Raw genomic sequence first — 23,935 nt, 5'->3', positions numbered from 1 at the left:
CTAAAATGATCAAGTCCGTACCCACCACGCCCTATCTGGACCAGAAACCCGGCACGTCGGGCCTGCGCAAGAAGGTTCCAGTCTTCCAGCAACCGAATTATGCGGAGAACTTCATCCAGTCGATCTTCGATTCGCTGGAAGGCTATCAGGGCAAGTGCCTCGTCATCGGCGGCGACGGACGCTACTACAATCGCGAAGTCATCCAGAAGGCCGTCAAGATGGCCGCTGCCAATGGCTTCGGCAAGGTCATGGTCGGCAAGGGCGGCATCCTGTCGACGCCGGCCGCCTCCCACATCATCCGCAAATACAAGGCTTTCGGCGGCATCATCCTCTCCGCCAGCCACAATCCCGGCGGCCCGACCGAAGACTTCGGCATCAAATACAACATCAACAATGGCGGCCCGGCGCCGGAAAAGATCACCGACGCGATCTATGCGCGTTCCAAGACGATCGACAGCTACAAGATCGCCGATTTCGCCGACGTCAATCTCGACCGCATCGGCAAGGACGAGCTTCCCGGCGGCACGATCCTCTCGGTCATCGACCCGGTCGAGGACTATGCCGCACTGATGGAAGAACTGTTCGATTTCGGCGCCATCCGCAACCTGATCAGCCTCGGCTTCCGCATTGCCTTCGATGGGATGAGCGCCGTCACCGGCCCCTATGCCAAGGAAATCTTCGAAAATCGTCTCGGCGCTCCCTCGGGCTCCGTGCGCAACTTCATGCCGCTGCCGGATTTCGGCGGCCATCATCCCGACCCGAACCCGGTTCACTGCAAGGAACTCTTCGACGAGATGATGGGCGATGATGCGCCCGATTTCGGCGCCGCTTCCGACGGCGACGGCGACCGCAATCTGATCATCGGCCGCGGCATCTTCGTCACGCCGTCCGACAGCCTGGCGATCCTTGCCGCCAACGCCAATCTCGCCCCCGGCTATTCCGGCGGCCTCGCCGGCATCGCCCGCTCGATGCCGACATCGGGTGCTGCCGACCGCGTCGCCGAAAAGCGCGGCATCGGTATGTACGAGACGCCAACCGGCTGGAAATTCTTCGGCAACCTGCTCGATGCCGGCATGGCGACGATCTGCGGTGAGGAAAGCTCCGGTACCGGCTCCAATCATGTCCGCGAAAAGGATGGCCTCTGGGCCGTGCTGCTGTGGCTGAATATTCTTGCCGTGCGCGGCGAGAGTGTCGCCGATATCGTCACCCAGCACTGGCAGACCTACGGCCGCAACTATTATTCGCGCCATGACTATGAAGGCCTCGACACCGATGCGGCAAACGGCTTGGTCGACAATCTCCGCAGCCAGCTTTCCACCCTGGCCGGCAAGAGCTTCGGCAGCCTGAAGGTCGAGAAGGCAGACGACTTCGCCTATCACGATCCGATCGACAAATCGGTCAGCGAACATCAGGGTATCCGCGTGCTCTTCGAGGGCGGCTCCCGCGTCGTCTTCCGCCTGTCCGGCACTGGCACGTCTGGCGCAACCTTGCGTGTCTATATCGAGCGTTACGAGCCGGATTCGACTCGCCACAACATCGAAACGCAGGAAGCGCTCGCCGATCTGATCGCGGCCGCCGAAAGCATTGCCAGCATTCGGGAACGCACGGGACGCGACGCGCCAACCGTGATCACCTGATCCGGGGGGAACATGCGGGGAAGCAGTGCGGCGCAAGCCGGCGCGATCGTTTTCGAGACCGGCGTCGAATTTGCGGTGTGGTCGCGTGATGCCGCACAGATCGAGCTCTGCCTCTTCGAGGATGACGGCAACAGGGAATTCGCGCGCCTGCCGATGGCGCGCGACAGCAATCACATCCATCGTCTCTTTGTCGACGGGCTGAAGGCCGGCGCGCGCTATGGTTATCGCGCCGATGGCATCTACGCGCCCGATAACGGTCTCTGGTATGACCCCTCCAAACTGTTGATCGATCCCTATGCCAAGGAGATCGACAGGCCGTTCCGCTACGATCCCCGTCTCGGCATCTATGGCGAAGACAGCCAGGATCTGATGCCGAAGGCGATCGTCACTGCCGATATACCCGCCTTGGTCAGCAAGCCGCTCTTCAATCCGGGCGGCTTTATCTATGAGGTGGCGGTGCGGCCCTTCACCATTCTCCATCCCGACGTGCCGGAGGCAGAGCGCGGCACGGTTGCAGCCCTTGCTCATCCCTCCGTCATCGCACACCTGAAGCGGATCGGTGTCGACGCCGTCGAACTGATGCCGATCACCGCCTGGATCGACGAGCGCCACCTGCCGCCGCTCGGCCTCACCAACGGCTGGGGATACAATCCCGTCGCCTTCATGGCGCTCGATCCGCGGCTTGTCCCCGGCGGCATGACGGAGCTGCGCGAGACGGTCGCGGCCCTCCATGCCGAAGGCATCGCCGTCATCCTCGACCTCGTCTTCAACCATACCGGCGAGAGCGACCGTTACGGCGCGACGCTGTCGCTGCGCGGCCTCGACAATCTGCATTATTATCGCCACGCCCAGAATTGGCCGGGCGAGCTCATCAACGACACAGGCACTGGCAACACGCTTGCCTGCGATCATCCCGAGGTCCGCCGCCTCGTCATCGACAGCCTGCGCCATTTCGTGCTCAACGCTGGCGTCGACGGTTTTCGCTTCGATCTCGCCCCCGTGCTCGGCCGCACCGCAACGGGCTTCGAGCGCGACGGCGGAACGCTTGCCGCGATCCTCGCCGACGATGTGCTTGCCGACCGGATCATGATCGCCGAACCTTGGGATATCGGCCCGGGCGGCTATCAGCTCGGCAATTTCCCGGCGTCCTTCCTGGAATGGAACGACCGGGTCCGCGACGACCTGCGCTGTTACTGGCGCGGCGACGATTGGAAGACCGGCGCGCTGGCAACCGCACTCGCCGGCTCCTCCGACATCTTCTCCCGCAACGACGGCAGGCAAACGCGCAGCGTCAACTTCCTCGCCGCCCATGACGGCTTCACGCTGATCGATCTCGTCTCCTACGCCGGAAAGCATAACGATGCCAACGGCGAACACAATCGCGACGGCCACAACGAAAACCACTCCTGGAACAACGGCGTCGAGGGGGAAACCCTCTATCCCACCATCCGCAAGCGTCGCCGTGACGACGTGATGGCGCTGCTATCAACCCTCTTTGCCACCCGCGGCAGCATTATGCTGACGGCAGGCGACGAGGGCGGCCGCAGCCAGCACGGCAACAACAACGCCTATTGCCAGGACAACGAGATCACCTGGCTGGACTGGAACGCGTTGGACGGGAATCTCATCGCCCACACCGCCTTCGTTGCGGAACTGCGCCGCCGCTTCACCGTCTTCTCCGAAACGGGTTTCCTGTCAGGAAATGGCGACGTCGAATGGATTTCGCTCTCCGGCGAGCCGATGACCGTTGCCGAATGGGAGACGCCGTCGCTTTCCACCCTCGGCATGCTTCTGTCGACCGAGGACCGCTCCGCCGGCGGCAGGCAGACCCGGCTTGCCGTGCTTTTCAACCGCTCGGGGAGCCGCCAATTTTTCACGCTCCCTTCCCGGGGCGAACCGGGCTGGCGCCAGTTGACGCCTGAAGGAGCGCAGAAAGCCGGCAAGAGTGCAGCCGTCGAGCCGCGCTCCGTCGCCTTTTTCGTAGAAAATTGACCGCCTGCCTTCGCTTGCGCAAATCCTTGTCGCAATCGTCACAAATGCGCGATAAGGCTTTGCCGCGACGGCTTGTTTCACGAGGAATTTATGGTCACGGAAATTTCACTCTCCGACGTGCGGGGATTGATCGGCATGGAAACGGGCCTATCGGATTGGATCACCGTCGACCAGTCGATGATCGATGCCTTCGCGGCGGCGACCGACGATCATCAGTTCATTCACGTTGATCCCGCACGCGCGGCAGCCGAGAGCCCCTTCGGCGGCACCATCGCTCACGGCTTCCTGACACTGTCTCTGCTGTCGACGATGAACTACAACTGCCTGCCGAAAGTGCGCGAGCAGACCATGGGCATCAACTACGGCTTCGAGCGCGTCCGCTTCATGACGCCGGTGAAGAGCGGCGCCCGCGTCCGCGGCCGCTTCCTGCTCTCCGAGGCCCGCTTCCGCGGCGCCGGCATGCTGATGACCACCTATGACGTCTCGATCGAGATCGAAAACGAGAAGAAGCCGGCGCTGACGGCAAAATGGATCACCATCATCCAATTCGACCCGAAGGACCGTCCCGAGGACGTCTAAGCAAAACTGCTTTTGCTACTCGGCCGAATTGAACACAGCTTCGAGAGCATGTCCGTCGGGATCCGTGACGAACGCCGCGTAATAGTGCTCACCGTAATGGGGCCGCAGGCCGGGCCGGCCATTGTCACCGCCGCCATGCGCGATGGCCGCCGCATGAAACCGATCGACCGCCTGGCGGTTCGGGGCGGCAAAAGCCAGATGAAAACCCGGGCCGGCTGGACGCTGGCCATCCGGGCGATGCTTGATCGCCAGTTTGTCCCCGCCGCCGGGAAGGCCATAGCCGATTGCCTGCCCCGTTTGCCCCGGCCGGATATCGTCCCAGACCCTGACGTAACCGAGCGCGGCCAGCGTGGTATCGTAAAATGCCGCCGACCGTTCAATATCGGAAACGCCGAGAGAAGCATGGTGCAGCATTGGCCTACCCCTTGAATGAAGGCTTACCCAGCCGGGATTGGCGCGGGCTCAATGCCCGGCGTCGTGAGCCGCCTCGTTCAGCAGCCCGAAGACGTAATCCGAAAACGACCGCCAGCACTCCACCCGGAACGTGTCTTCTTCCGTGCGGAAAAGCACGATCTCCGCCTTGCCCAGGATTGTGCGCGATGCGGCTCCGACCGGAAAGCCAGCAAGCGACAGATCCTGCGGGCAGCCGGCCGAAAGTGTTGCCTCCGCGCCCGGCCCGGAGACGATGATTGCCACATTGCGGTGGGACACGTCGGTCGCCGAATGCAGCGCGCCGGCACCGGAAAATGCCGCCATCAGGTCGGCGCCATCCTCATCGATGACAAGCCATTCGTCCGGCCCGATCCACAGCGCCGAGCGGGCGCCAGCCCGGCCGGATGTTTTCGGGGCGGTCGGCAGTGACAGGCCGAGAGCAGCGGAAAGTGTTGCGAGCGATTCTGCAGGCGCCCGCAGCGCCACCCGGCTGGCAGCGGGTGCGGTCGTCAGCCGCACCGTTGCGGAGCCGCCGAGACGGCCGGCAAGCGCCGGTTTGCGAATTGCGACATCAGCCATAGATGCGGCCCCCTTCCTTGTCAAAGAATACCAGATCCGTCACTTCGACGGCGATCGTCCGGTCCGGCATCGGCACATAGAGCGTTTCGCCCATCCGCGCCCGGCCGCCGGCGACGAGCGCGAAGGCGATCGACCTGTCGCAATTGTCCGACCAGTAAGCTGACGTGACGTGGCCGAGCATGGTCTTCGGCTTCGGCTCGTTCGGGCTCGCGACGATCTGCGCGCCTTCTTCGAGCACCAGATTCGGGTCCTTGGTGACGAGGCCGACAAGCTGCTTGCGCCCGTCCTTGACGAGATCCGGCCGCTTCAACCCGCGAATGCCGACGAAATCCGTCTTTTTCTTCGAAACCGCCCAGGAAAGTCCGGCGTCATCGGGGGTCACCGTCCCATCGGTATCCTGCCCGACGATGATGTAACCCTTCTCGGCGCGAAGAACGTGCATCGTCTCGGTGCCGTAGACGCAGGCGCCGAGCGGTTCGGCATTGGCCCAGACCGCTTCGAGCACCGACTGGCCGTAATCGGCCGGCACGTTGATTTCGAAGCCGATTTCGCCGGTGAACGAGACGCGGAAGAGCCGTGCCGGCACCCCGCAGACCGTGCACTCGGCAACGCTCATATGCGGGAAGGCCTCGTTCGAAAGATCGAGTCCTTCGACCAGCGGCGCGACGATCTCGCGCGCCTTCGGCCCCTGCACGGCGATGACCGCCCATTGTTCGGTCACCGAGGTCAGCCAGACCTTCAGATTCGGGAATTCCGTCTGCAGGTAATCTTCCATGTGGTGAAGGACGCGCGGCGCGCCGCCGGTTGTCGTCGTCACGTGGAAACGGTCGTCCGCCAGGCGTCCGACGACACCGTCGTCATAAACGAAGCCGTCCTCGCGGGTCATGATGCCGTAGCGAGCCTTGCCGGGCTTCAGCGTATCCCAGGCATTGGTGTAGATGAGGTTGAGGAACTTCGCCGCATCCGGCCCTACCACCTCGATCTTGCCCAGCGTCGAGGCATCGAAGATACCGGCCGACTCGCGCGCCGTCCGGCATTCGCGAGAGACCGCCTGATGCATGGTCTCGCCGGCCCGCGGATAGAACCAAGCGCGCTTCCAGTTGCCGACATCTTCGAAGACCGCGCCATGGGCTTCCTCCCAATCGTGCAGCGGCGTCTTGCGCGTCGGATCGAACAGCTCTCCACGCGAGTGGCCGATCAGCGTACCGTAGGTGACCGGCGTATAGGGCGCACGGAACGTGGTGAGCCCCACCTGCGGGATTTCCTTGCCGAGCATTTCGGCGGCAATCGCCAGGCCATGCATGTTGGAGAGCTTGCCCTGGTCCGAGGCCATGCCGTTGGTCGTGAAGCGCTTGATATGCTCGATCGAATGCATGCCTTCGCGCACGGCAAGGCGGATATCCTTGGCGCAGACGTCGTGCTGGAAATCGATGAAGGCCTTGGCGTTGGTCTTCGGACCGGCGCCTTCGGCAGCGCCGATCATGCCGCCCGTCCAGTCATAGGCTTGCTCGGCCGAAATTGCGATCTTCTCGCCGCTGCTTTTGCCGGTGGCCTGCGCCATCAGCTCGCCGGCGGCAAGCGATTCCTCGATCGTCCGCTGCAGGTCGTCGGTGCCGTTGCAGGCGCCGACCGACAGGCAGTCCTGGGCATAGGAGCCGGGCAGGAAGCGCTGGCTTTCGGCATCGAAGGCCACTTTGCCGCGCGACTGCGAGAAGAGATGGACGGACGGCGTCCAGCCGGCCGAAACCAGGAGCGCATCGACCGCGATCTTGCGCGATGAACCGCCGCCGTTGCGCGCCACCGTCATCGATGAGATGCGCAGCCGTCCCGCGGTGTTGATAACAGACTGGCCTGTGAGAACATCGATGCCGAGCGCACGCGCCTCTTCCAGCACCGCCGCTCCCGGCGCTTGCCTGCTGTCGACGATGGCGGCGATCGAAACACCGGCCCGTTTCAGATCGAAAGCCGCTTCATAGGCCGAGTCGTGCGCCGTGTAGATGCCGACCTTGGTCCCGACGGCGACACCGTAGTGATTGAGATACATCCGCCCCGCCGAGGCGAGCATGATGCCCGGCCGGTCGTTGTTCGGAAATACCATGTGCCGCTCGATCGCGCCGGTGGCGAGGATGACCCGCTTGGCCCGGACCTGCCAGAGCCGCTCGCGCGGCAGATCGTGGGAGGGCTTGGCGATATGGTCGGTGACGCGCTCGGCAAGACCGACGAAATTGTGGTTGTAGTAGCCGAAGGCGGTCGTGCGGGTGAGCACTTCGACATTGTCCATCGCCTTCAGCCGCGCCACGGCCTTCTGGGCCCAGGCATAGCCGTCCTGTCCGTCGATCGTCACGCCGGCATCGTAGCGCAACGCACCGCCGGCTTCCGCCTGCTCGTCGCAAAGGATCACCCGGGCACCGGTCTCAGCCGCAGCCAACGCAGCCGAAAGCCCGGCAACGCCGGCGCCGACCACCAGCACGTCGCAATGGGCATAGCGGCTGGCATAATGGTCCGGATCCTCTTCCGTCGGCGCGACCCCGAGGCCGGCGGCGCGACGGATGAGCGGTTCGTAGACGTGTTTCCAGGCGGCGCGCGGCCACATGAAGGTCTTGTAGTAGAAACCGGCGGCGAAGAACGGCGACATCAGATTGTTGACGGCGCCGACATCGAAGGCGAGCGAGGGCCAGCGGTTCTGGGAGTTGACGATCATGCCGTCAAAAACTTCCTGCACGGTGGCGCGCACGTTCGGCTGCTTGCGCGCCGTATCACGGGCGACGTCGATCAGCGCGTTCGGCTCCTCGGCCCCTGCAGACAGAATACCGCGGGCCCGGTGATATTTGAACGAGCGTCCCAGAAGATGCACATCGTTAGCGATCAGCGCCGAGGCGACGGTATCACCTTCGAGCGCCGTATAGCTCTTTCCGTCGAAGCTGAAGCGGGCGGTCTTGGCCGGTGTCAGGCGCCCCTTGCCGGCGATACGGTTCACGCCGCTCATTGCGCCTCTCCTTCCACGGCTTCATATGTCTCGACAGGCCCATGCTGCCTGGCCGCAGCCCCGATCTCAGGCTTCGGCTCGCCCGCCTTGTAGGTCACGATGAACTTGTCGGTCACCGTATCTCGCGCCGCGTTGAAGAAACGCCCGCAGCCGTGAATGTGTCGCCAACGTTCGAAGATCAGCCCCTTCGGATTGTCGCGCAGAAAGAAGTAGGCCTCGAATTCCTCGTCCGAGATCGAGGCGATCTCGGCGGGCCGCGCGATATGCGCGTCACCCGCGCCGCGGAATTCGAGCTCGGAACGCTCTTCCTGACAGTAAGGGCAATGGATCAGCAGCATGTGGGATTTCCTTCTCCTCCCCTTCTCCCCAGCAGAGAGAAGGTGCCTGAAAGGCGGATGAGGGGGTAAGCGACGAAAGGAGTGAGCGTCCGAGGCTCAGCCATAACATTTGTCATCAGTGCGCCACCGCCGCCGCCGCTGCTTCGTCGATCAGCCGGCCGCTGCGAAAACGCTCCAGCGTCAGCCCGGCATTGAATTTATGCGGCTCGTCGCGGGCAATCAGATGCGCGAAGAGATTGGCCGAGCCTGGCGTCGCCTTGAAACCGCCGGTGCCCCAGCCGCAATTGACGTAGAGCCCGGGAACCGGCGTCTTCGACTGGATCGCCGAACGATCCGGCGTATTGTCGACGATGCCGCCCCATTGCCGCATCATCTTGACGCGCCGGAACATCGGGAAGAGCTCGCAGATGGCATCGAGCGTGTGGGTGATGATCTGCAGCCCGCCGGTCTGGGAATAGGAATTATACTGGTCGGTGCCGGCGCCGATGACCAGCTCTCCCTTGTCGGACTGGGAGATATAGGCATGCACCGTGTTTGACATGACGACGCAGGGAAAGATCGGCTTCAACGGCTCGGAGACCAGCGCCTGCAGCGGGCTCGATTGCAGCGGCACACGCACGCCGGCCATCTGCATGACAGTTGTCGTATGGCCGGCCGCCGACACGGCGACCTTCTTGGCGCCGATGAAACCGCGCGAGGTCTCGACCCCGGTCACCCGTCCGTCCGCACCGCGCCGGATCCCGGTCACTTCACAATTCTGGATGATGTGCACGCCGCGGTCCGAGGCCGCTCGCGCATAACCCCAGGCGACCGCGTCGTGCCGCGCCGTGCCGCCGCGGCGCTGCAGTGCTGCGCCGTTGATCGGGTAGCGCGCGCTGGCCGAGATATCGAGCGGCGGACAATAGGCCTTCGCCTGCTCCGGCGTCAGCCATTCATTGTCGATGCCGTAGAGCCGGTTGGCATGGATATGCCGCTTGAAGGACTGCTGGTCGTGAATATTGTGCGAAAGCATCATCACGCCGCGCGGCGAATACATCACATTGTAGTTGAGCTCCTGGGAAAGCCCTTCCCAGAGCTTCATCGAATGCTCGTAGATGTGCATGCTCTCTTCATAGAGATAGTTCGAGCGGATGATGGTGGTGTTGCGCCCGGTATTGCCGCCGCCGAGCCAGCCCTTCTCGATCACCGCAACATTGGTGATGCCGTGTTCCTTGGCGAGGTAGTAGGCGGCACCCAGCCCGTGGCCGCCGGCGCCGATGATGACGACGTCGTATTCAGCGCGCGGCTCAGGCGAAGTCCACTGCTTCTCCCAGCCCTTGTGGCCACGAAGGGCCTCCCGCGCCACGGCAAAAACCGAATATTTCCGCATCCGCCTTCTTCTCCTTCGGGCAAGGGGCTGTTCTCCGCGCCCATACAAATCGCAAATCCAAATGCGGCACAACGGTTCTTTTGCGACGCGCGAGAGCTTTGCTTTTGACACTAAACGACATGATGGCGAAAAACTGCGCGGTTTTCGGTCGACGCCATGCTCTGCCTCCTCCGTCCTAGCCCAACAGGGTGAGAAGACAAGCAATTGCTAAAATGCTAATCATCGCATGTTCTGGGGTATGTGTATCATGTGGGGTTGGCGCTCAGTATCAGTCGCGACGCTTTGCGTCGCGTTAAGCAGCGCATGGCCGGCACCCGCCGCCGAGCCGGTCGGCCAGGCTGTCGTCATCAAGACCGAGGTGACGGGACAAAGCGGCCCGATCGAGGTCGACACCAAAGTTCATCGCAACGAGCGCATCAAGACATCGCAATCGGGGCTCGGCCAGTTCCTGTTTCGTGACGGCACGAAGCTCGCGGTCGGCTGGGGTTCGTCGGTTGTCATCGACAAATATGTCTTCGATGATTCCCAATCGGTCAAGAAACTGACCATCAGAGCGGCAAAAGGGACGTTCCGCTGGGTCAGCGGCAGTTCCAACTCCTCGGCCTACCAGATCCTGACGCCGGCCGGCACGATCGGCGTACGCGGCACCGCTTTCGATTTCTACGTCGGCCCTGACGGCACGACCGCCGTCGTGCTGCTGAACGGCGCGGCCCAGTTTTGCGGCCCGGGCGGCTGCCGGCAGTTGCAGCAGCGCTGCGATTGCGTGGTGGCCAAGCCGAACGGCAATATGTCGGCGGCACGCCGGGTCGATCCCAGTGTTCTCGAGACGCTCGGAAATCCGCGCGCCCTCCCCTTCCTCTCCGGCAATCAGCGACTTTCGGGCGGCATCGGCATGCTCGGCGGCTGCAATGTGGCCTCCGTCGCGCCGGACAGAAAAGAGAGAAACCGGCCCTCGCCTCCGTCTTCAACCGAGCCGGCGCCCAATCCGCAGCGACAAGATCCGCCGCAGCGGCAGGCCGAGCCGCAGAAAGAGCGGCCGGCCACGCCCGACAAGCCCGACAAGCCTGACAAGCCGCATCACGACAAACCGGATAAACCCGATAAGCATGATGGCCGTGGCCGGCATGAACATCACGATCAGCACGATGATCACGACTATCACGATCGAGGGGATCATCGGGATCGTGACCGCGATCACGATAAAGATCGGGATCACAAAAGGGATCGGAACCATGGCAAGGGCTGGGGCCTCAATCGCAACCGCTGACGCCCTCAGTCGGCCGCACTCTTCTCCAATCCATCGGGCGCCTCGCGAAAATGATCCGTCCTGCCGGATATTCGTTGATAGAATTCCGCCAGGCCGTCGATCACCTGCACCGCCCTGAGCTTTGCCGTGCCGATAAGCTTGCGGGTGTTCTTCGAATGCGAAAGCAGGGCCTGCATCAGTTGCTGATGAACGCCAACAAGTGCTGCAAACTCGGCAGATGCGGCAACACGTTCGTCGCCGACGACGGCAAGGATCTGCGTTCGGCTGCTCTTGCCTTTGAGCGGAATGGCGCCGGCCTCGATCAGCGCCATCCCCTGCACCGACTTTGCCGTGCTGTCGGATATCAGAATATCGAAGCCAACCTCCTTGCAGCATGATTCCAGCCGCGCCGCGACGTTGACGGCGTCGCCGACCGCCGAATAGTTGAAGCGGGTCTTGGCGCCCATATTGCCGACGCAGGCAAGGCCGGTATGAATGCCGATGCCGATCCCGACCTTTTGTTCGGGCCCGAAGCCGAAGGCGTCGCCGGCATTCAATTCGGCCAGCGTCTCGCGCATGGCAAGTGCAGCGCGAACCGCCTTGGTCTCATGATCGGCCACATCGACGGGCGCATTCCAGAATGCCATGATCGAATCGCCGATGAACTTGTCGAGCGTGCCTTCATTGGCCACCACATGGCGGCTCAGCGCATCGAGCAACGTGTTCAGGAACGCGACGACATCCGTCGGCGCCAGCCGCTCGCTGATCTCGGTAAAGCTCCTGACATCGACGAACATCACCGTCAGCTCGCGGTCGTCGCCGCCGAGGCGCAACGCGTCGCGGGTATGCTCGATGCGATGCAGCAGCGACGGAGAAAGATAATGGCCGAAGGCCCGCCGCACCGCCCGCCGCTCCCGGTCGATCACCAGGATCCGGAAGGAGGTCGCGGCAAAATGGATGATCGATCCGCTGACGATTGGAGCCAGCGGATCGAAGAGAAGTCCTGCATAGAGAAACGAGAGCCAGGACGCCACCAACCCCATTGCCGTGATCAGCAGGCCGCAGATCAGCGCGACCGCCGGGCTGACGAAGGTCGTCACCACGACGAGCAGGCATCCGAGCACGGCAATCATCAGGATTTCCAGGCCGTCCGCCCAGTCGGGCCGCGACAGGTAATGACCAGAGAGGATCTGCTCCACAGCCTGCGCATGCAGCGAAACGCCGGGAACGTTCTCGCCGAGCGCGGTGACGCGAATGTCCTGCAGCCCGGCCGCCGACGTGCCGACGAAGACGATGCTGCCGTCGATGGCGGCCGCGACCTCGGGAGCGGCCCCTTCGGCGGCGAGCACCTGCCGGGCGGATATGTACCGCTCGGCCCGGTCGGGACTGACATAGAGCCAGAGTTCGCCCGCCGCCGTCAGCGGCACGACGAAATCCCCGATCTTTGCCGATGTCATGATGCCGGCGCGATCGGGCGCGCCTGACAGCACATAGGTCGACACTCCCTGCGCCACGCGCAGGGCCTCGATCGCCAGATTCGGATAGAGCTGCGTGCCGTCGGTCAGAAACAGCGGCACCGCCCGCACCACCGGCGAGGGATTGCCGGGGTTGAGGCTGATATGACCCAGCCCCGCCGCCTTGGCCTCCAATTGCGGCCTGAGTGGTGTCGAGGCGCGGAGATAGGGTGGAGCCGAGACGGGGCTTTCGCCGGTGAAGGCAAAGCCCGCCTTGACAGGCGGCCGGTAATTGCCCTCGTTGGAAAGACCGAAGCCGAGGACGACGGGTTTCTCGGCAATTGCGCTGGCGAATATCTCGTCATTGTCAGGCAGCTTCTCGGCAAGGGAAGGATCGACGCCGGCAACCTCGCGGACAACGTTGCGCGGCGACAGCCGGTCCGGCTCGGCGAACAGAATATCGAAGGCGATGGCCGCAGCCCCCATCTGCGAAAGCCGGTCCACCAGCAGGGCGATCCGGTCCCGCGGCCATGGCCATTGGCCGAATTCGCGCAACGATGCCTCGTCGATGTCGATCACGCGGACCGGCATCGGCTCGAAGGTTCTGGGAACCAGCCGCTGATACTCGTCGAACGTCACGCCGCGGATCAGCTTGAAAATCCCGGGATCGCCGGCCCGGAGGATCGTCAGCGCAGCCACGATCGCCAGGCCGATAACGACACCGATTTGCTGCACGCGCGTCATCATCTCACCGGGCGTCCCCTCCCACGGCAGACAGGGTAGAGCGGACCGAACCTGCCGTCAGACAGGCTACGCCGCTTTCAGTCCAAACGCCATTCGCACATGCATCCCGAGCAGTGTCTTTTCCGCCTCCCGCATTTCGTTTTCCGGCCGGCGGCCTGCAAACCTCTTCAATACCAACACACCTCCAATTTTGGCCGTGCTTTTGCTTGGATGACAAGGCTTCGACCTTGCTCGGCGCGCGGCGAAATGTTCTTGTAGCGACCGAAAAATCGGATGCTTTCGAGAGCGATGGAGGTCGCCGTGATTTCCGAAACCGCCGCGCGTCGCAGCGGCCACTGGCTGATTGTCGTCGTGCTGGCAATGCTCGCAGGGCTGCCGCTGGCCGTCTGGCTCGATATCAGCGATCTCTCCGGAAACACCCTGCGGCGTCAGGCGCGCGACATGAGCTCGCTGATATCGAGCATCCGCTCCTACTATTCCGCCAATGTCGTGGGGCGCGTGCTGGCCGCCCATGCCAGCGGCGCGACCGAAGGCACGATCGTCTCTCACAACTACGCGAATATACCAGGCGCCATTCCGCTGCCGGCCACATTGTCCCTGGAGCTCGGCGACGTCATTAAGGAACAGCAGGCCAATATCACCTACCGTTTCGTCTCCGACCTGCCGTTCAAGAGCCGCGCCTCTCACGAGCTCGACGACTTCGAGAAGAAATCGCTCGCCGCGTTGCGCGCCAATCCGCAGCAGACGCTGAACGATCTCACCCGCGTCGGATTGACCGACACCTTGCGGTTCATCACCCCCGTCGTCATGGGCCAGGCCTGTGTTGCCTGCCACAATAGCCATCCCGAAAGCCCGAAGACTGATTGGAAGGTGGGCGATGTGCGCGGCATTCAGGAGGTCATCATCCGGCAGCCTTATGCGGGCAACGTCTTCGCCTTCAAATACCTGCTCTGCTATTTTCTTTTCGTCGCCATCATCGGCATCAGCTTCATTCTGCTCCAGCGGCAGCAGGCGCGCGCGATCCATAGCGCCAACCAGGATCTGGAAGCGGCGAACGAGTTTCTCGCCAGCGTTTCGCTGAAGATATCGCGCTATCTCTCGCCGCAGATCTACAAGAGCATCTTCTCCGGACAGAAGGACGTGGTCGTGCATACCGAGCGCAAGCGCCTGACGATCTTCTTCTCCGACATCAAGGATTTCACGGCGACGACCGAGCGCCTGCAGCCGGAAGCGCTGACGGAGATGCTCAACGAATATCTGACCGAAATGTCGAATATTGCCCTGGAGCATGGCGGCACGGTGGACAAGTTCATCGGCGACGCGATGCTGGTCTTCTTCGGCGATCCCGAAACCAAGGGACCGGAGGAGGACGCCAAAGCCTGTCTGCGCATGGCCGTCGCCATGCAGCACCGTCTCGGCGAACTCAAGGACAGATGGCGCAGAAACGGCACCGAAGAGCCCTTCGTCGTCCGCATGGGCATCAACAGCGGCTATTGCAATGTCGGCAATTTCGGCAGCAATGACCGTATGGACTATACGATTATCGGGGCGGAGGCCAATCTCGCGGCCCGGCTGCAATCGATCGCCCAGGGAGGAGAGATCGTCATCAGCTACGAAACCTATGCGCTGGTGAACGAAATCGTCGACGCCCATCCCCTGCCGCCGATCACGATGAAGGGCATCCAGCGCGAAATCGTGCCCTATGCGGTGGATGGGCTGACGCTCGGCGCGGATCACAAGAGCCGTGTTCTCAGCGAGCATCTCTCCGGCCTTGACCTGCATCTGGATATGAGCCGGCTGGAGCCGGCCGACCGCCTCCGGGTCAGGACGGCTCTCAAGGAGGCCATCGCCGCGCTGGATGAAGCCGCGCCCGAAACGGCCGGATCGTGAGCGGATTCGGGGCAGGCGTGATTTTTCCACCTGCCTCCCATATCCATCTGGACTTCCCATACCCGATCTGCTATTCCGCATCACCAATCGCAAGGCTGCGGCCGCGCGAACGTTATTGTTTTGCCTCTGGCCGCTGCGCCGCCTCCGGCATCAACCAACCAAAGGAACGTGATTCTCGTGCAGGTACTTGTCCGCGATAACAATGTTGATCAGGCTCTCCGCGCTCTCAAGAAGAAGATGCAGCGCGAAGGCATTTTCCGCGAAATGAAGATGCGCGACTACTACGAGAAGCCGTCGCAGAAGCGTGCTCGCGAGAAGGCCGAGGCTGTTCGTCGCGTTCGCAAGCTGGCCCGCAAGCGCGCCCAGCGCGAAGGTCTGGTCGCACGCTGAGCGTTGCCGTCGTTTTTTCGACGTTTTCAGATGCATTGTGGCGGGGGCGATGGGTTCGCCGCCGCCTTTTTAGTTTGCCGCTGAAGATCGCATATCCGCGCACCGGATATGCCGCATGGGGAAAGCGAGCCCGAATGGCTGTCAACACCTTCAATCCGTCCCGCGCTTTGCGCTTGCAGAAAACCGCATTCCTGCCCGCCTTGGCGCTGGCGGCGATGTTCGGCCTCGCCGGCTGCGAGACGACCAACACCTCGGATGCCGTGATCCGCATCGACAAGGCGCAAGGTTCGGAAGAGAACATCGCTTCGCTGACGGCTGTTATCAATGCCAATCCGAGAGATCCAGAAGGTTACAACGTCCGCGGCTCCGCCTATGGCCGCGCCGGCGAGTTCCGCCAGGCGTTGAACGATTTCAACACGGCGCTGCAGATCAACCCGCGGTTTTTCCAGGCCTACGCCAACCGCGCCCTTGTCTATCGCAACATGGGCCAGCAGGCTCAGGCGATTGGCGATTACAATGCCGCCCTGCAGATCAATCCGAGCTACGACGTCGCCTATATCGGCCGCGGCAATGTCTATCGCATGGCTGGCCAGGACGATCAGGCTTTCAACGATTTCGACAAGGCGATCCAGCTCGGCACCACCGATGGCCGCGCCTATCACAATCGTGGCCTGATCTATCAGAAGCGCAATCAGCAGGACAAGGCGATCGACGATTTCTCGAAAGCCATCTCGCTCGCGCCGAATTCTGCCGAACCCTATAATGGCCGCGGCATTTCCTATATCGCGCTGAACGACGACGACAACGCCTTTGCCGATTTCAACCATGCGATCGAGCTCAACGGCAACCTCGCCGAATCCTGGGCCAACCAAGCGCTCGTCTACGAACGTCGTGGCGATAAGGCGAAGGCCGCCCGCTCTTATCGCCACGCGATCGGCCTCGATCCCAAATACCAGCCGGCACGCGACGGTCTTGCCCGAGTCGGCGTTGCCCCAGCCGGCTAAGGATATGAATCGGGCGGCCCGAAAACATCGGCCGCCCGTAGCAGCCCCTGCCGATCGCACCGCCCATCGGGGCGCCGGCCAAAGCCCTGAAGATTCAAACGAATCTTGCGGAAGCACCCTGCCGATATCGTCAATGTGAGATTGTGTCGCGCCGGGCGGCGGAAGCGATCCCCGCCAAAAAAAGCAGCCGCGCGCCTCCTTCAGAAGAGACGCCGGAAAAAGCGTCCGTCACCGTCGATCGCGTGTCATACCATGTTGCAACCTGCTCTTGCTCCCCCTAACATGGCGCTGCTTCGATAGCCCGCTATCGGGCGTTCGAACACGTGTTGGGGGCGGTTTGCGAGAGATGCGGATCTTTGCTTTCCTGGCCGCAAGCGAAAACCGTTGCGGGCCACGCGCATTCCGGCGCCGCGCGTCTTTTCAGGCGCGTAAAGGATGCAGTCACCCTGTGAATGGCTGCATAATTGTACCGTTAGATCGATCCGATTTAAGGAATTATGCCGTAGCCCACGTCATGTGGCGCGGCAGATGAAGATCGTCGCACTGTTCTTTCCCAAAGCCTCGATCGGCACCTACCTCGTCGCCATGGCGGTGGCGATCGCACTGCCGATCTTCGCCTTTGTGACGCTGCTTCTGCTGCAGCTGGAAGACAACCAGCGCTCGGCGCTGAGGCGCGAGACGGCCCAGGATGCGCTCGCCCTTTCGCGCATCATTGATCGCCAGCTTCAGGATATGGCAACGACGCTGCGGCTGCTTTCCAGCTCGCCGGAGCTGGAAAATGGCAATCTCGCCGCCTTCCACGAACGCACCGAAACGGCCCTTCGAGACAATACGCTTTTCGTCATCGCCGTCGATCGCAGCGGCCAGCAGTTGTTGAACACACGCCGGGCATTCGGCACACCGCTCGACAAGACGGCGAACATGCCTGCCCTCGAGGCGGTCATGGCTTCCGGTCGCATCGAAGCATCGGACGTCTTTCGCGGCCGGACCAGCGGCGATTGGGTTTATAACGTCACCCTGCCGCGGAAGAACGATCCCGTTGCTGCCCTCATCATTACCCAGGATGCCAAGGATCTGCGCAAGCTCGTGACCACCGAGGGTCTTGCAACCGGCTGGTCGGCTGCCGTCATCGATGACAGCGGCCATGTCGTCGCGGCCACCGGCCCCGCCAATCTAGAACCCGGCACGGCTTTCGATCCGCGCATCCTGCCCGCACTCACCGCGCCGCGTGGCGTCTTCCGGGACGAGGCGATCCTGCCGCACATGCTCCTCGGTTATGCCCAAATCCCAGGTTGGTCGTGGAAGACAGTGATCTGGGGACCGATCGCCCAGGCTTCGATCCTTAGCACCTGGCGTTTCCTCATCATCGGCGGCGTCGCCCTGGTGCTCGTCGCCGTGCTGGGCGCCTATGCCGTCGCAAGGCAGGTGCGTACCACCATCCGCGATATCGCCGAAATGGCGAACCGCATGGGCGAAGGCCATATCGTCTCGCCGGTCGAGACCAGCGTCATCGAGGCGAACCAGGTGGCGATTGCTCTTTCGAATGCCTCTTTCGATCGCAGCCAGACCGAGGACCGACTGCGTTTCGTCATGCATGAGCTCGTCCACCGCACCAAGAATCTTCTGACGCTAGCCCAGGCAATGATGCGCCAGCTCGCCAAGCAGTCCGACAGCGTCGAGACCTTCCGCGCCGCCGTCGCCGACCGCCTCGAGGGGTTGGTGCGTTCGATCGAGCTCCTGACCAGCGAGCAATGGGGCGGGGTGTCGCTGCGACGGGTGGTCGACATTCATCTGCAGGCCTTCCCGCAATCGCGCGAGCAGATCGACATCAGCGGGCAAGACTTCGTGCTGAAGCCGGATGCCGTGCAGAATCTCGGCCTCGCTTTGCATGAACTTGCCACCAATTCGGTGAAATACGGCGCGCTCTCGGTGCCGCAAGGCCGCGTCCGCTTCGAATGGCGCGATATCAGGGAGGAAGACAAGCCGGATGCCCTGCTCCGCTTCACCTGGGAGGAGCAAGGCGGCCCGACGGTCACCGAGCCATCACGCTCGGGCTTCGGCACGACCGTGATCAAAGCCCATGCCGCCTCCGCCTTCCGCGGCACGGTTGAGATCGATTTCCGCCCCGAAGGTCTGCTGTGGGTGCTGACGGCGCAACGCGCCACGCTGGAGCGGGAATAGAGCGCTGCGCGTCTCTGCAGACGCGCTGTCACTTTGAATCTGCGCCCGGAACAATCGCTATTTCCACCCGTTTCGGACAGGTCGTTCCAAAGGAGAAAGGCCATGTTCAAGCAAATCATGATCGCAGCCGCGGCACTGACGGCCGCTGCCTGGGCGAGCCCGGCGGGCGCGGAAAACTATGTCACGCTTGGCCGTCTGGTCTGCGGATCGGATGGCGGCCAGGGTCTGATCGTCACCTCGCAGAAGAACCTCATCTGCACCTACACACCGGCATCCGGCGGCGCCAAGGCGGTCTATGCCGGAAAGATCGAGAAATTCGGGCTCGATATCGGCCAGACCGGCAAGAGCGTCATGATCTGGCAGGTGCTGGCAAAGACCGGCACGGATATCCCGCAATTCGCCCTCGCCGGCGAATATTACGGGATCGGCGCCGATGCGAGCATCGGTGCAGGCGCCGGCGCCAAGGTCATCGCCGGCGGCACCGACAAGGCCTTCATGCTGCAGCCGTTGAACGTTCAGGCGCAGGAAGGTTTGAATCTGGCGATCGGCGTCGAGAAGATGACGCTGGTGCCGGGCGAGACCTGAGGAAACTAGCCAGGTCTGCCGCAAATCGAACAGCCGCCCCGAGGGCGGCTGCATCTTTGTCGATCAATGCGCGATCGCCTTGTTGATATCCTCGGTCATCTTCTTCGCGTCACCGAGCAGCATCATCGTGCCGTCCTTATAGAACAGCGTATTGTCGATACCCGCATAGCCCGAGCCGAGCGAGCGCTTGACGAAGAGGCAGGTCTTTGCCCGGTCGACATCGAGGATCGGCATGCCGTAGATCGGCGAGGTCTTGTCGTCGCGCGCCGCCGGATTGGTGACGTCATTGGCGCCGATGACATAGGCGACATCGGCCTGAGCGAATTCCGAATTGATGTCCTCGAGCTCGAAGACTTCGTCATAAGGAACGTTGGCTTCGGCGAGCAGCACGTTCATGTGGCCGGGCATGCGGCCTGCGACCGGATGGATCGCATATTTCACCTCGACGCCGTTTTTCTTCAGATTGTCGGCGAGCTCACGCAATGCATGCTGGGCCTGGGCGACCGCCATGCCGTATCCCGGCACGATGATGACCTTTGAAGCATTCGCCATCAGATAGGCTGCATCCTCGGCCGAGCCGAGCTTCACCGTCCTGTCGGATGTGTCCGGCCCGCCGATGGCCGTCTCACCCCCGAAACCGCCGAGGATGACGGAGACGAAGGAGCGGTTCATGCCCTTGCACATGATGTAGGAGAGGATCGCGCCGGAGGAGCCGACAAGCGCGCCGGTGATGATCAGCGCCAGATTGCCGAGCGTGAAGCCGATCCCGGCCGCGGCCCAGCCCGAGTAGGAATTCAGCATCGAGACGACGACGGGCATATCGGCCCCGCCGATCGGCACGATCAGCAGAACGCCGAGCGCCAGCGACAGTGCCACGACGGCCCAGAAGTCGAAATGGCTTTCGGTGGCGGCAAGCCCGATGATGAAGAGCACGATCAGCACCAGCAGGCTGGCATTGATCACATGCCGGTAGGGCAGCAGGATCGGCTTGCCGGACATGCGTCCGTCGAGCTTCAGAAAGGCGATGATCGAGCCGGTGAAAGTCAGCGCTCCGATCGCCACGCCGAGCGCCATTTCGACACGCGCCTCGGTGTGAATGTGGCCGATCTCACCGATGCCGAAGGAGGCAGGCGTATAGAGTGCGGAGGCCGCGACCAGTACGGCCGCAAGGCCGACCAGCGAATGGAAACCGGCGACGAGTTGCGGCATCGAGGTCATGGCGATGGTGCGGGCGACATAGGCGCCGACGCTGCCGCCGATGGCGAGGCCGAGGACGATCAGCACGAAGCCGCCAAAATTCGGCGTCGCCAGCACGAGCGTCGTCAGGATTGCGATCCCCATGCCGATCATGCCGTAGAGATTGCCCTTGCGGCTGGTGGCCGGATGCGACAGGCCGCGCAGCGCCAGGATGAAGAGAACGCCGGAGACGAGGTAGAGAAAGGCTGCGATATTGGTCATCGGTCCCTTACCTGTCCTTCTTGCGGTACATCGAAAGCATCCGCTGCGTGACGAGGAAGCCGCCGAAGATGTTCACCGAGACGAGCACGAGGGCGACGAAACCGAAGCCGGTCGCAAGCCCGCTTGTGGAGATGCCGACCGCCAGAAGCGCGCCGACGACGATGACGGAGGAGATCGCATTGGTGACGGCCATCAGCGGCGTATGCAGTGCCGGCGTCACCGACCACACGACGTAATAGCCGACGAAGATCGACAATACGAAGATGGCGAGCTGGAAGACGAAAGGATCGATCGCCCCGCCGGTCGCAGCACTTGCCGCTTCCGGTGCCTGGGCCGCCGCCGTGATGACGGCGGTCACCGCTTGGTCGAGCTGCTCCAGCGCTCTGTCCATTGCTTCACTGGCCATCAGATGTCTCCCTTCTTCGCGCCGCCGAAGGCGGGATGAACCACGTCGCCGGCATAGGTCAGCATCGTCGCCTTGACCAGCTCGTCGTCGAGATTGACGACGACGCGGCTGGTTTCCTTGTTGACCATGGTCTCGAGGAAAGTGACGAGATTCTTGGCGTAAAGCGCCGAGGCGCTGGCCGCAACCCGGCCCGGCATATTGGCGAAACCGATCACCCTGACGCCTTCGACATCGGCGATCTCGCCGGCGACGACGCCCTCGATATTGCCGCCGCGCTCGACCGCAAGGTCGACGGCGACCGCCCCTGATTTCATCCCGGCAAGCATGGCGCGCGAAACGAGCCGCGGCGCCGCACGACCGGGAATCAGCGCGGTGGTGATGACGATATCCTGCTTGGCGATGTGTTCGGCTACCAGAGCCGCCTGTTTCGCCTGATAGTCGGCGGACATTTCCTTGGCGTAGCCACCGGCCGTTTCCGCCGCCTTGAATTCCTCGTCCTCGACGGCGATGAACTTGGCGCCGAGCGAAGCGACCTGCTCCTTGGCAGCGGGGCGAACGTCGGTGGCTGAGACCGCCGCGCCGAGACGACGCGCGGTCGCGATCGCCTGGAGACCGGCGACGCCGGCGCCCATGACGAAGACCTTGGCGGCCGGGACGGTGCCGGCCGCCGTCATCATCATCGGCATGGCGCGGTCATAGACACCAGCCGCCTCGATGACGGCCTGGTAGCCGGCGAGATTGGCTTGGGACGAAAGCACATCCATGGACTGGGCGCGGGTAATGCGCGGCATCAGCTCCATTGCGAAAGCCGAAAGCCCGGCACTTGCCAGAGCCGCGATCGCTTCGTCATTGCCGTAGGGATCCATGATGGCGATGACCACAGCACCGCTTTTATAGCCTGAGATTTCCGATCCGCTGGGACGGCGCACCTTCAGCACCACGTCGGCGGAGGCCGCATCGGCAAAACTGCCGATCCTGGCCCCAGCAGCCCCGAACTCCCCGTCCGGAATGCGGGAAGCCGCACCGGCGCCGGCTTCGACGACAACGTCGAAGCCGAAACTCTTCATTTTCTTCACGGTCTCGGCGGAGGCGGCGACACGCGTCTCCTCGCCCTCAGTTTCTCTCGCAACAAAAACAATATTGCCCAACTGCCCCCTCCTCCGGGTCAGCCGGACCGCCACAGGCTAGCCTGCGCGGGCCAAGCACCTAGTTCACAAAGCTTCGGAGAAGCTCTCCTCCCTCAGAGCGCCGTGCACCTTTCGGACGCACAAAGGACGCTCTGACCCTCCGAATCTACGCGATTAGCGGAGCAGGACGATGCCGATGGCGAGAAGAATGATGAAGACGAAGAGGCCGCCCAAAAGACCGGCGCCGCCGAAGAAACCGGCTGTCATTGCAAGCAGGAGGACGATGAGCAGCATCGAGCCGTATTTCGCGCCGGCGATGAACATGTCGTAGGTCTTTTCATGTTCCTTGTAATCCATCGGCGCGCCGGTCTCGACCGGTCCGGTATGATGTTCGGCCATAAATATCGTCTCCCTGAAATGCCTCTGCGCTGCCTGATTCCCCCGCTCTTGCGAGGGAAGTCCCTACGTGCAGGGATTACACAATGACAGGCGAAAGCGCAATGCATGAGAATGCCGCAGGCGCGGCTGACAACCACTATGTCAGAGGCCCGGAAAGAGCCCGAAGAGCGGCTGATATCTCTGCATTCGTCGCCCAATTCATCGGCCCCGCGGACATCGTCCCTCCGTCGGGGCAAGGACAAATCACAGCGGCAGGTCGGTGCCGAGCTCGCCTTGCGGCACGAAGCGTGCCGTCGGAATGATGGTGAGCGGCGGCAAGGTGTCGTTGGGATTGCGCGAAAACATCATGCGCTGCTCGCTGGCGCTGGAGATGAAGAAGGGATAACGCGTCAACAGCTTGCGCCCCACCTCGATCACATTCGTCGCCATCAGCGTCATGTCGATCCCGTAATTCTTCGCCAGCCGGCCGGGAACGACCGTATCGGCGTAGAAGACCCGCTTGTAAAAAGCCGCATGCGGCGGCCGAACGAACTGAAGAACGCGGTCCGCACGGAAATACGCTGCCGCCACGATGGTCGGCCTCAGCGTCAGATAAGGGATCCAGGGCAGATCGGCGGTGAGCTCGGGGTCGGCCGCAAAACGCGCCGGATCGATCAGGGTCAGTCCTGCATCCAGAAGCTCGTCCATCGCCTCGGGGAAGGCGCCGCCGGACTGGCTGAGGCGATGCTCGGGTGTCACATAATGAACCCGGATCGTACTGACCAGCTCACCATAATAATACAGTCCGAAAATATAGGCGTGGCTGTCGAAATCGCTATCGTCAAGCAGCCCCTTCGGGGCGAGCGCCAGCACGTCATGGGCCTTGTAGGCCTTGTAGCGCAACCGTTCCACCTCTTCCATGTCTTCGCTGCTTTCGACGCGGCGATACTCGACATGATCCAAAATTTCCAAAATTTTTGTGCTGAAATCGCTACGCTTGAACAGTGTTTCTGACATTTCTCGATCCGCTCGTTAACGGATCATTAATCATACGCCAGCGAAATTTAGGCAAGGAAATCCGATAATTTCGGCCGTTTTTAAATTGTTAAGGTTAACGCGGCGCGTGACTTTCGGTGGAGAAAATCGGCCGATGAAGAGCG

General features: G+C 62.5%; 20 protein-coding genes. 9 read left to right on the top strand and 11 right to left on the bottom strand.

The window, feature by feature from the left end; translation table 11 throughout:
• The first annotated feature begins 5 nt into the window (after nucleotides 1-5).
• The 3 genes from FHX10_RS27885 to FHX10_RS27875 all read left to right on the top strand — a co-directional run bounded on the left by FHX10_RS27885 (nucleotide 6) and on the right by FHX10_RS27875 (nucleotide 4,208).
• The gene (locus tag FHX10_RS27885; protein ID WP_028756866.1) at nucleotides 6-1,637 is read left to right on the top strand and encodes an alpha-D-glucose phosphate-specific phosphoglucomutase; all 1,632 of its coding nucleotides are present in this window, start codon (nucleotides 6-8) and stop codon (nucleotides 1,635-1,637) included.
• Nucleotides 1,638-1,649: 12 nt separating this feature from the next.
• Nucleotides 1,650-3,629: a glycogen debranching protein GlgX gene (gene glgX, locus FHX10_RS27880; protein WP_063475317.1), complete on the top strand. Its 1,980-nt coding sequence runs from the start codon at nucleotides 1,650-1,652 to the stop codon at nucleotides 3,627-3,629.
• 90 nt (nucleotides 3,630-3,719) lie between these two features.
• Nucleotides 3,720-4,208, top strand: a complete 489-nt coding sequence (locus tag FHX10_RS27875) for a MaoC family dehydratase (RefSeq protein WP_028756868.1) — start codon at nucleotides 3,720-3,722, stop codon at nucleotides 4,206-4,208.
• Between the two features lie 15 nt (nucleotides 4,209-4,223).
• Here FHX10_RS27875 and FHX10_RS27870 read toward each other — a convergent pair whose 3' ends face one another.
• The 5 genes from FHX10_RS27870 to FHX10_RS27850 form a co-directional block, all read right to left on the bottom strand.
• Entirely contained in the window at nucleotides 4,224-4,622 is a 399-nt protein-coding gene (locus FHX10_RS27870; protein WP_063475316.1) for a VOC family protein, read from the bottom strand.
• Between the two features lie 48 nt (nucleotides 4,623-4,670).
• Nucleotides 4,671-5,219, bottom strand: a complete 549-nt coding sequence (locus FHX10_RS27865) for a sarcosine oxidase subunit gamma (protein WP_063475315.1) — start codon at nucleotides 5,217-5,219, stop codon at nucleotides 4,671-4,673.
• Entirely contained in the window at nucleotides 5,212-8,205 is a 2,994-nt protein-coding gene (locus FHX10_RS27860) for a sarcosine oxidase subunit alpha (RefSeq protein ID WP_063475314.1), read from the bottom strand. Before FHX10_RS27860 ends, FHX10_RS27865 begins: the two co-directional genes overlap by 8 nt.
• Nucleotides 8,202-8,543, bottom strand: coding sequence for a sarcosine oxidase subunit delta (locus FHX10_RS27855; protein ID WP_063475313.1), 342 nt, complete (start codon nucleotides 8,541-8,543; stop codon nucleotides 8,202-8,204). Before FHX10_RS27855 ends, FHX10_RS27860 begins: the two co-directional genes overlap by 4 nt.
• A 115-nt stretch (nucleotides 8,544-8,658) precedes the next feature.
• Nucleotides 8,659-9,912 carry a sarcosine oxidase subunit beta family protein gene (locus FHX10_RS27850; protein ID WP_028756873.1) on the bottom strand — a complete coding sequence of 418 codons (1,254 nt, stop codon included), beginning with the start codon at nucleotides 9,910-9,912 and terminating at the stop codon, nucleotides 8,659-8,661.
• A 247-nt stretch (nucleotides 9,913-10,159) separates the two neighbouring features.
• On the opposite strand from FHX10_RS27850, the gene FHX10_RS27845 reads away from it, so the two are divergent.
• On the top strand, nucleotides 10,160-11,179 hold the full coding sequence (locus tag FHX10_RS27845; RefSeq protein ID WP_063475311.1) for a FecR domain-containing protein: 1,020 nt from the start codon (nucleotides 10,160-10,162) through the stop codon (nucleotides 11,177-11,179).
• Nucleotides 11,180-11,184: 5 nt separating this feature from the next.
• Here FHX10_RS27845 and FHX10_RS27840 read toward each other — a convergent pair whose 3' ends face one another.
• The gene (locus FHX10_RS27840; protein WP_047616792.1) at nucleotides 11,185-13,356 is read right to left on the bottom strand and encodes a CHASE2 domain-containing protein; all 2,172 of its coding nucleotides are present in this window, start codon (nucleotides 13,354-13,356) and stop codon (nucleotides 11,185-11,187) included.
• A 288-nt stretch (nucleotides 13,357-13,644) separates the two neighbouring features.
• Here FHX10_RS27840 and FHX10_RS27835 point away from each other — a divergent pair, with 288 nt between their 5' ends.
• From FHX10_RS27835 to FHX10_RS27815, 5 genes are all read left to right on the top strand, one after another.
• Nucleotides 13,645-15,246 (top strand): adenylate/guanylate cyclase domain-containing protein, encoded by a 1,602-nt coding sequence (locus FHX10_RS27835; RefSeq protein WP_047616608.1) that lies wholly within the window; start codon nucleotides 13,645-13,647, stop codon nucleotides 15,244-15,246.
• Between the two features lie 177 nt (nucleotides 15,247-15,423).
• Nucleotides 15,424-15,636 carry a 30S ribosomal protein S21 gene (rpsU, locus tag FHX10_RS27830; protein ID WP_003585885.1) on the top strand — a complete coding sequence of 71 codons (213 nt, stop codon included), beginning with the start codon at nucleotides 15,424-15,426 and terminating at the stop codon, nucleotides 15,634-15,636.
• 134 nt (nucleotides 15,637-15,770) lie between these two features.
• Nucleotides 15,771-16,640: a tetratricopeptide repeat protein gene (locus FHX10_RS27825; RefSeq protein WP_047616361.1), complete on the top strand. Its 870-nt coding sequence runs from the start codon at nucleotides 15,771-15,773 to the stop codon at nucleotides 16,638-16,640.
• 528 nt (nucleotides 16,641-17,168) lie between these two features.
• Nucleotides 17,169-18,821, top strand: a complete 1,653-nt coding sequence (locus FHX10_RS27820) for a sensor histidine kinase (protein ID WP_063475310.1) — start codon at nucleotides 17,169-17,171, stop codon at nucleotides 18,819-18,821.
• Between the two features lie 102 nt (nucleotides 18,822-18,923).
• A complete protein-coding gene (locus FHX10_RS27815; protein WP_047616357.1) occupies nucleotides 18,924-19,406 on the top strand; it encodes a DUF992 domain-containing protein in 483 nt (160 codons plus the stop codon).
• 63 nt (nucleotides 19,407-19,469) lie between these two features.
• Here FHX10_RS27815 and FHX10_RS27810 read toward each other — a convergent pair whose 3' ends face one another.
• The 5 genes from FHX10_RS27810 to FHX10_RS27790 form a co-directional block, all read right to left on the bottom strand.
• Complete coding sequence (locus FHX10_RS27810) at nucleotides 19,470-20,864, bottom strand: NAD(P)(+) transhydrogenase (Re/Si-specific) subunit beta (RefSeq protein ID WP_063475309.1); 1,395 nt, start codon at nucleotides 20,862-20,864, stop codon at nucleotides 19,470-19,472.
• Between the two features lie 7 nt (nucleotides 20,865-20,871).
• Nucleotides 20,872-21,270 carry a proton-translocating transhydrogenase family protein gene (locus tag FHX10_RS27805; RefSeq protein ID WP_003542949.1) on the bottom strand — a complete coding sequence of 133 codons (399 nt, stop codon included), beginning with the start codon at nucleotides 21,268-21,270 and terminating at the stop codon, nucleotides 20,872-20,874.
• Nucleotides 21,270-22,418, bottom strand: a complete 1,149-nt coding sequence (locus FHX10_RS27800) for a Re/Si-specific NAD(P)(+) transhydrogenase subunit alpha (RefSeq protein ID WP_063475308.1) — start codon at nucleotides 22,416-22,418, stop codon at nucleotides 21,270-21,272. The genes FHX10_RS27805 and FHX10_RS27800 overlap by 1 nt, the downstream gene beginning before the upstream one ends.
• Nucleotides 22,419-22,571: 153 nt before the next feature.
• A complete protein-coding gene (locus FHX10_RS27795; protein ID WP_047616350.1) occupies nucleotides 22,572-22,796 on the bottom strand; it encodes an aa3-type cytochrome c oxidase subunit IV in 225 nt (74 codons plus the stop codon).
• Nucleotides 22,797-23,039: 243 nt separating this feature from the next.
• On the bottom strand, nucleotides 23,040-23,792 hold the full coding sequence (locus tag FHX10_RS27790) for an N-acyl amino acid synthase FeeM domain-containing protein (protein ID WP_047616349.1): 753 nt from the start codon (nucleotides 23,790-23,792) through the stop codon (nucleotides 23,040-23,042).
• Nucleotides 23,793-23,935: the final 143 nt, after the last annotated feature.

The sequence above is a fragment of the Rhizobium sp. BK591 genome (assembly GCF_014195045.1).
Lineage (GTDB): Bacteria > Pseudomonadota > Alphaproteobacteria > Rhizobiales > Rhizobiaceae > Rhizobium > Rhizobium anhuiense.
This window is presented reverse-complemented; position numbering and strand designations above follow the sequence as displayed.

Excerpts from the sequence above, each read along its gene's own strand:
- FHX10_RS27885 (WP_028756866.1), top strand. The coding sequence starts at position 6 with ATGATCAAGTCCGTACCCACCACGCCCTATCTGGACCAGAAACCCGGC.
- glgX (WP_063475317.1), top strand. The coding sequence starts at position 1,650 with ATGCGGGGAAGCAGTGCGGCGCAAGCCGGCGCGATCGTTTTCGAGACC.
- FHX10_RS27875 (WP_028756868.1), top strand. The coding sequence starts at position 3,720 with ATGGTCACGGAAATTTCACTCTCCGACGTGCGGGGATTGATCGGCATG.
- FHX10_RS27870 (WP_063475316.1), bottom strand. The coding sequence starts at position 4,622 with ATGCTGCACCATGCTTCTCTCGGCGTTTCCGATATTGAACGGTCGGCG.
- FHX10_RS27865 (WP_063475315.1), bottom strand. The coding sequence starts at position 5,219 with ATGGCTGATGTCGCAATTCGCAAACCGGCGCTTGCCGGCCGTCTCGGC.
- FHX10_RS27860 (WP_063475314.1), bottom strand. The coding sequence starts at position 8,205 with ATGAGCGGCGTGAACCGTATCGCCGGCAAGGGGCGCCTGACACCGGCC.
- FHX10_RS27855 (WP_063475313.1), bottom strand. The coding sequence starts at position 8,543 with ATGCTGCTGATCCATTGCCCTTACTGTCAGGAAGAGCGTTCCGAGCTC.
- FHX10_RS27850 (WP_028756873.1), bottom strand. The coding sequence starts at position 9,912 with ATGCGGAAATATTCGGTTTTTGCCGTGGCGCGGGAGGCCCTTCGTGGC.
- FHX10_RS27845 (WP_063475311.1), top strand. The coding sequence starts at position 10,160 with ATGTGGGGTTGGCGCTCAGTATCAGTCGCGACGCTTTGCGTCGCGTTA.
- FHX10_RS27840 (WP_047616792.1), bottom strand. The coding sequence starts at position 13,356 with ATGACGCGCGTGCAGCAAATCGGTGTCGTTATCGGCCTGGCGATCGTG.
- FHX10_RS27835 (WP_047616608.1), top strand. The coding sequence starts at position 13,645 with ATGGAGGTCGCCGTGATTTCCGAAACCGCCGCGCGTCGCAGCGGCCAC.
- FHX10_RS27825 (WP_047616361.1), top strand. The coding sequence starts at position 15,771 with ATGGCTGTCAACACCTTCAATCCGTCCCGCGCTTTGCGCTTGCAGAAA.
- FHX10_RS27820 (WP_063475310.1), top strand. The coding sequence starts at position 17,169 with ATGAAGATCGTCGCACTGTTCTTTCCCAAAGCCTCGATCGGCACCTAC.
- FHX10_RS27815 (WP_047616357.1), top strand. The coding sequence starts at position 18,924 with ATGTTCAAGCAAATCATGATCGCAGCCGCGGCACTGACGGCCGCTGCC.
- FHX10_RS27810 (WP_063475309.1), bottom strand. The coding sequence starts at position 20,864 with ATGACCAATATCGCAGCCTTTCTCTACCTCGTCTCCGGCGTTCTCTTC.
- FHX10_RS27805 (WP_003542949.1), bottom strand. The coding sequence starts at position 21,270 with ATGGCCAGTGAAGCAATGGACAGAGCGCTGGAGCAGCTCGACCAAGCG.
- FHX10_RS27795 (WP_047616350.1), bottom strand. The coding sequence starts at position 22,796 with ATGGCCGAACATCATACCGGACCGGTCGAGACCGGCGCGCCGATGGAT.
- FHX10_RS27790 (WP_047616349.1), bottom strand. The coding sequence starts at position 23,792 with ATGTCAGAAACACTGTTCAAGCGTAGCGATTTCAGCACAAAAATTTTG.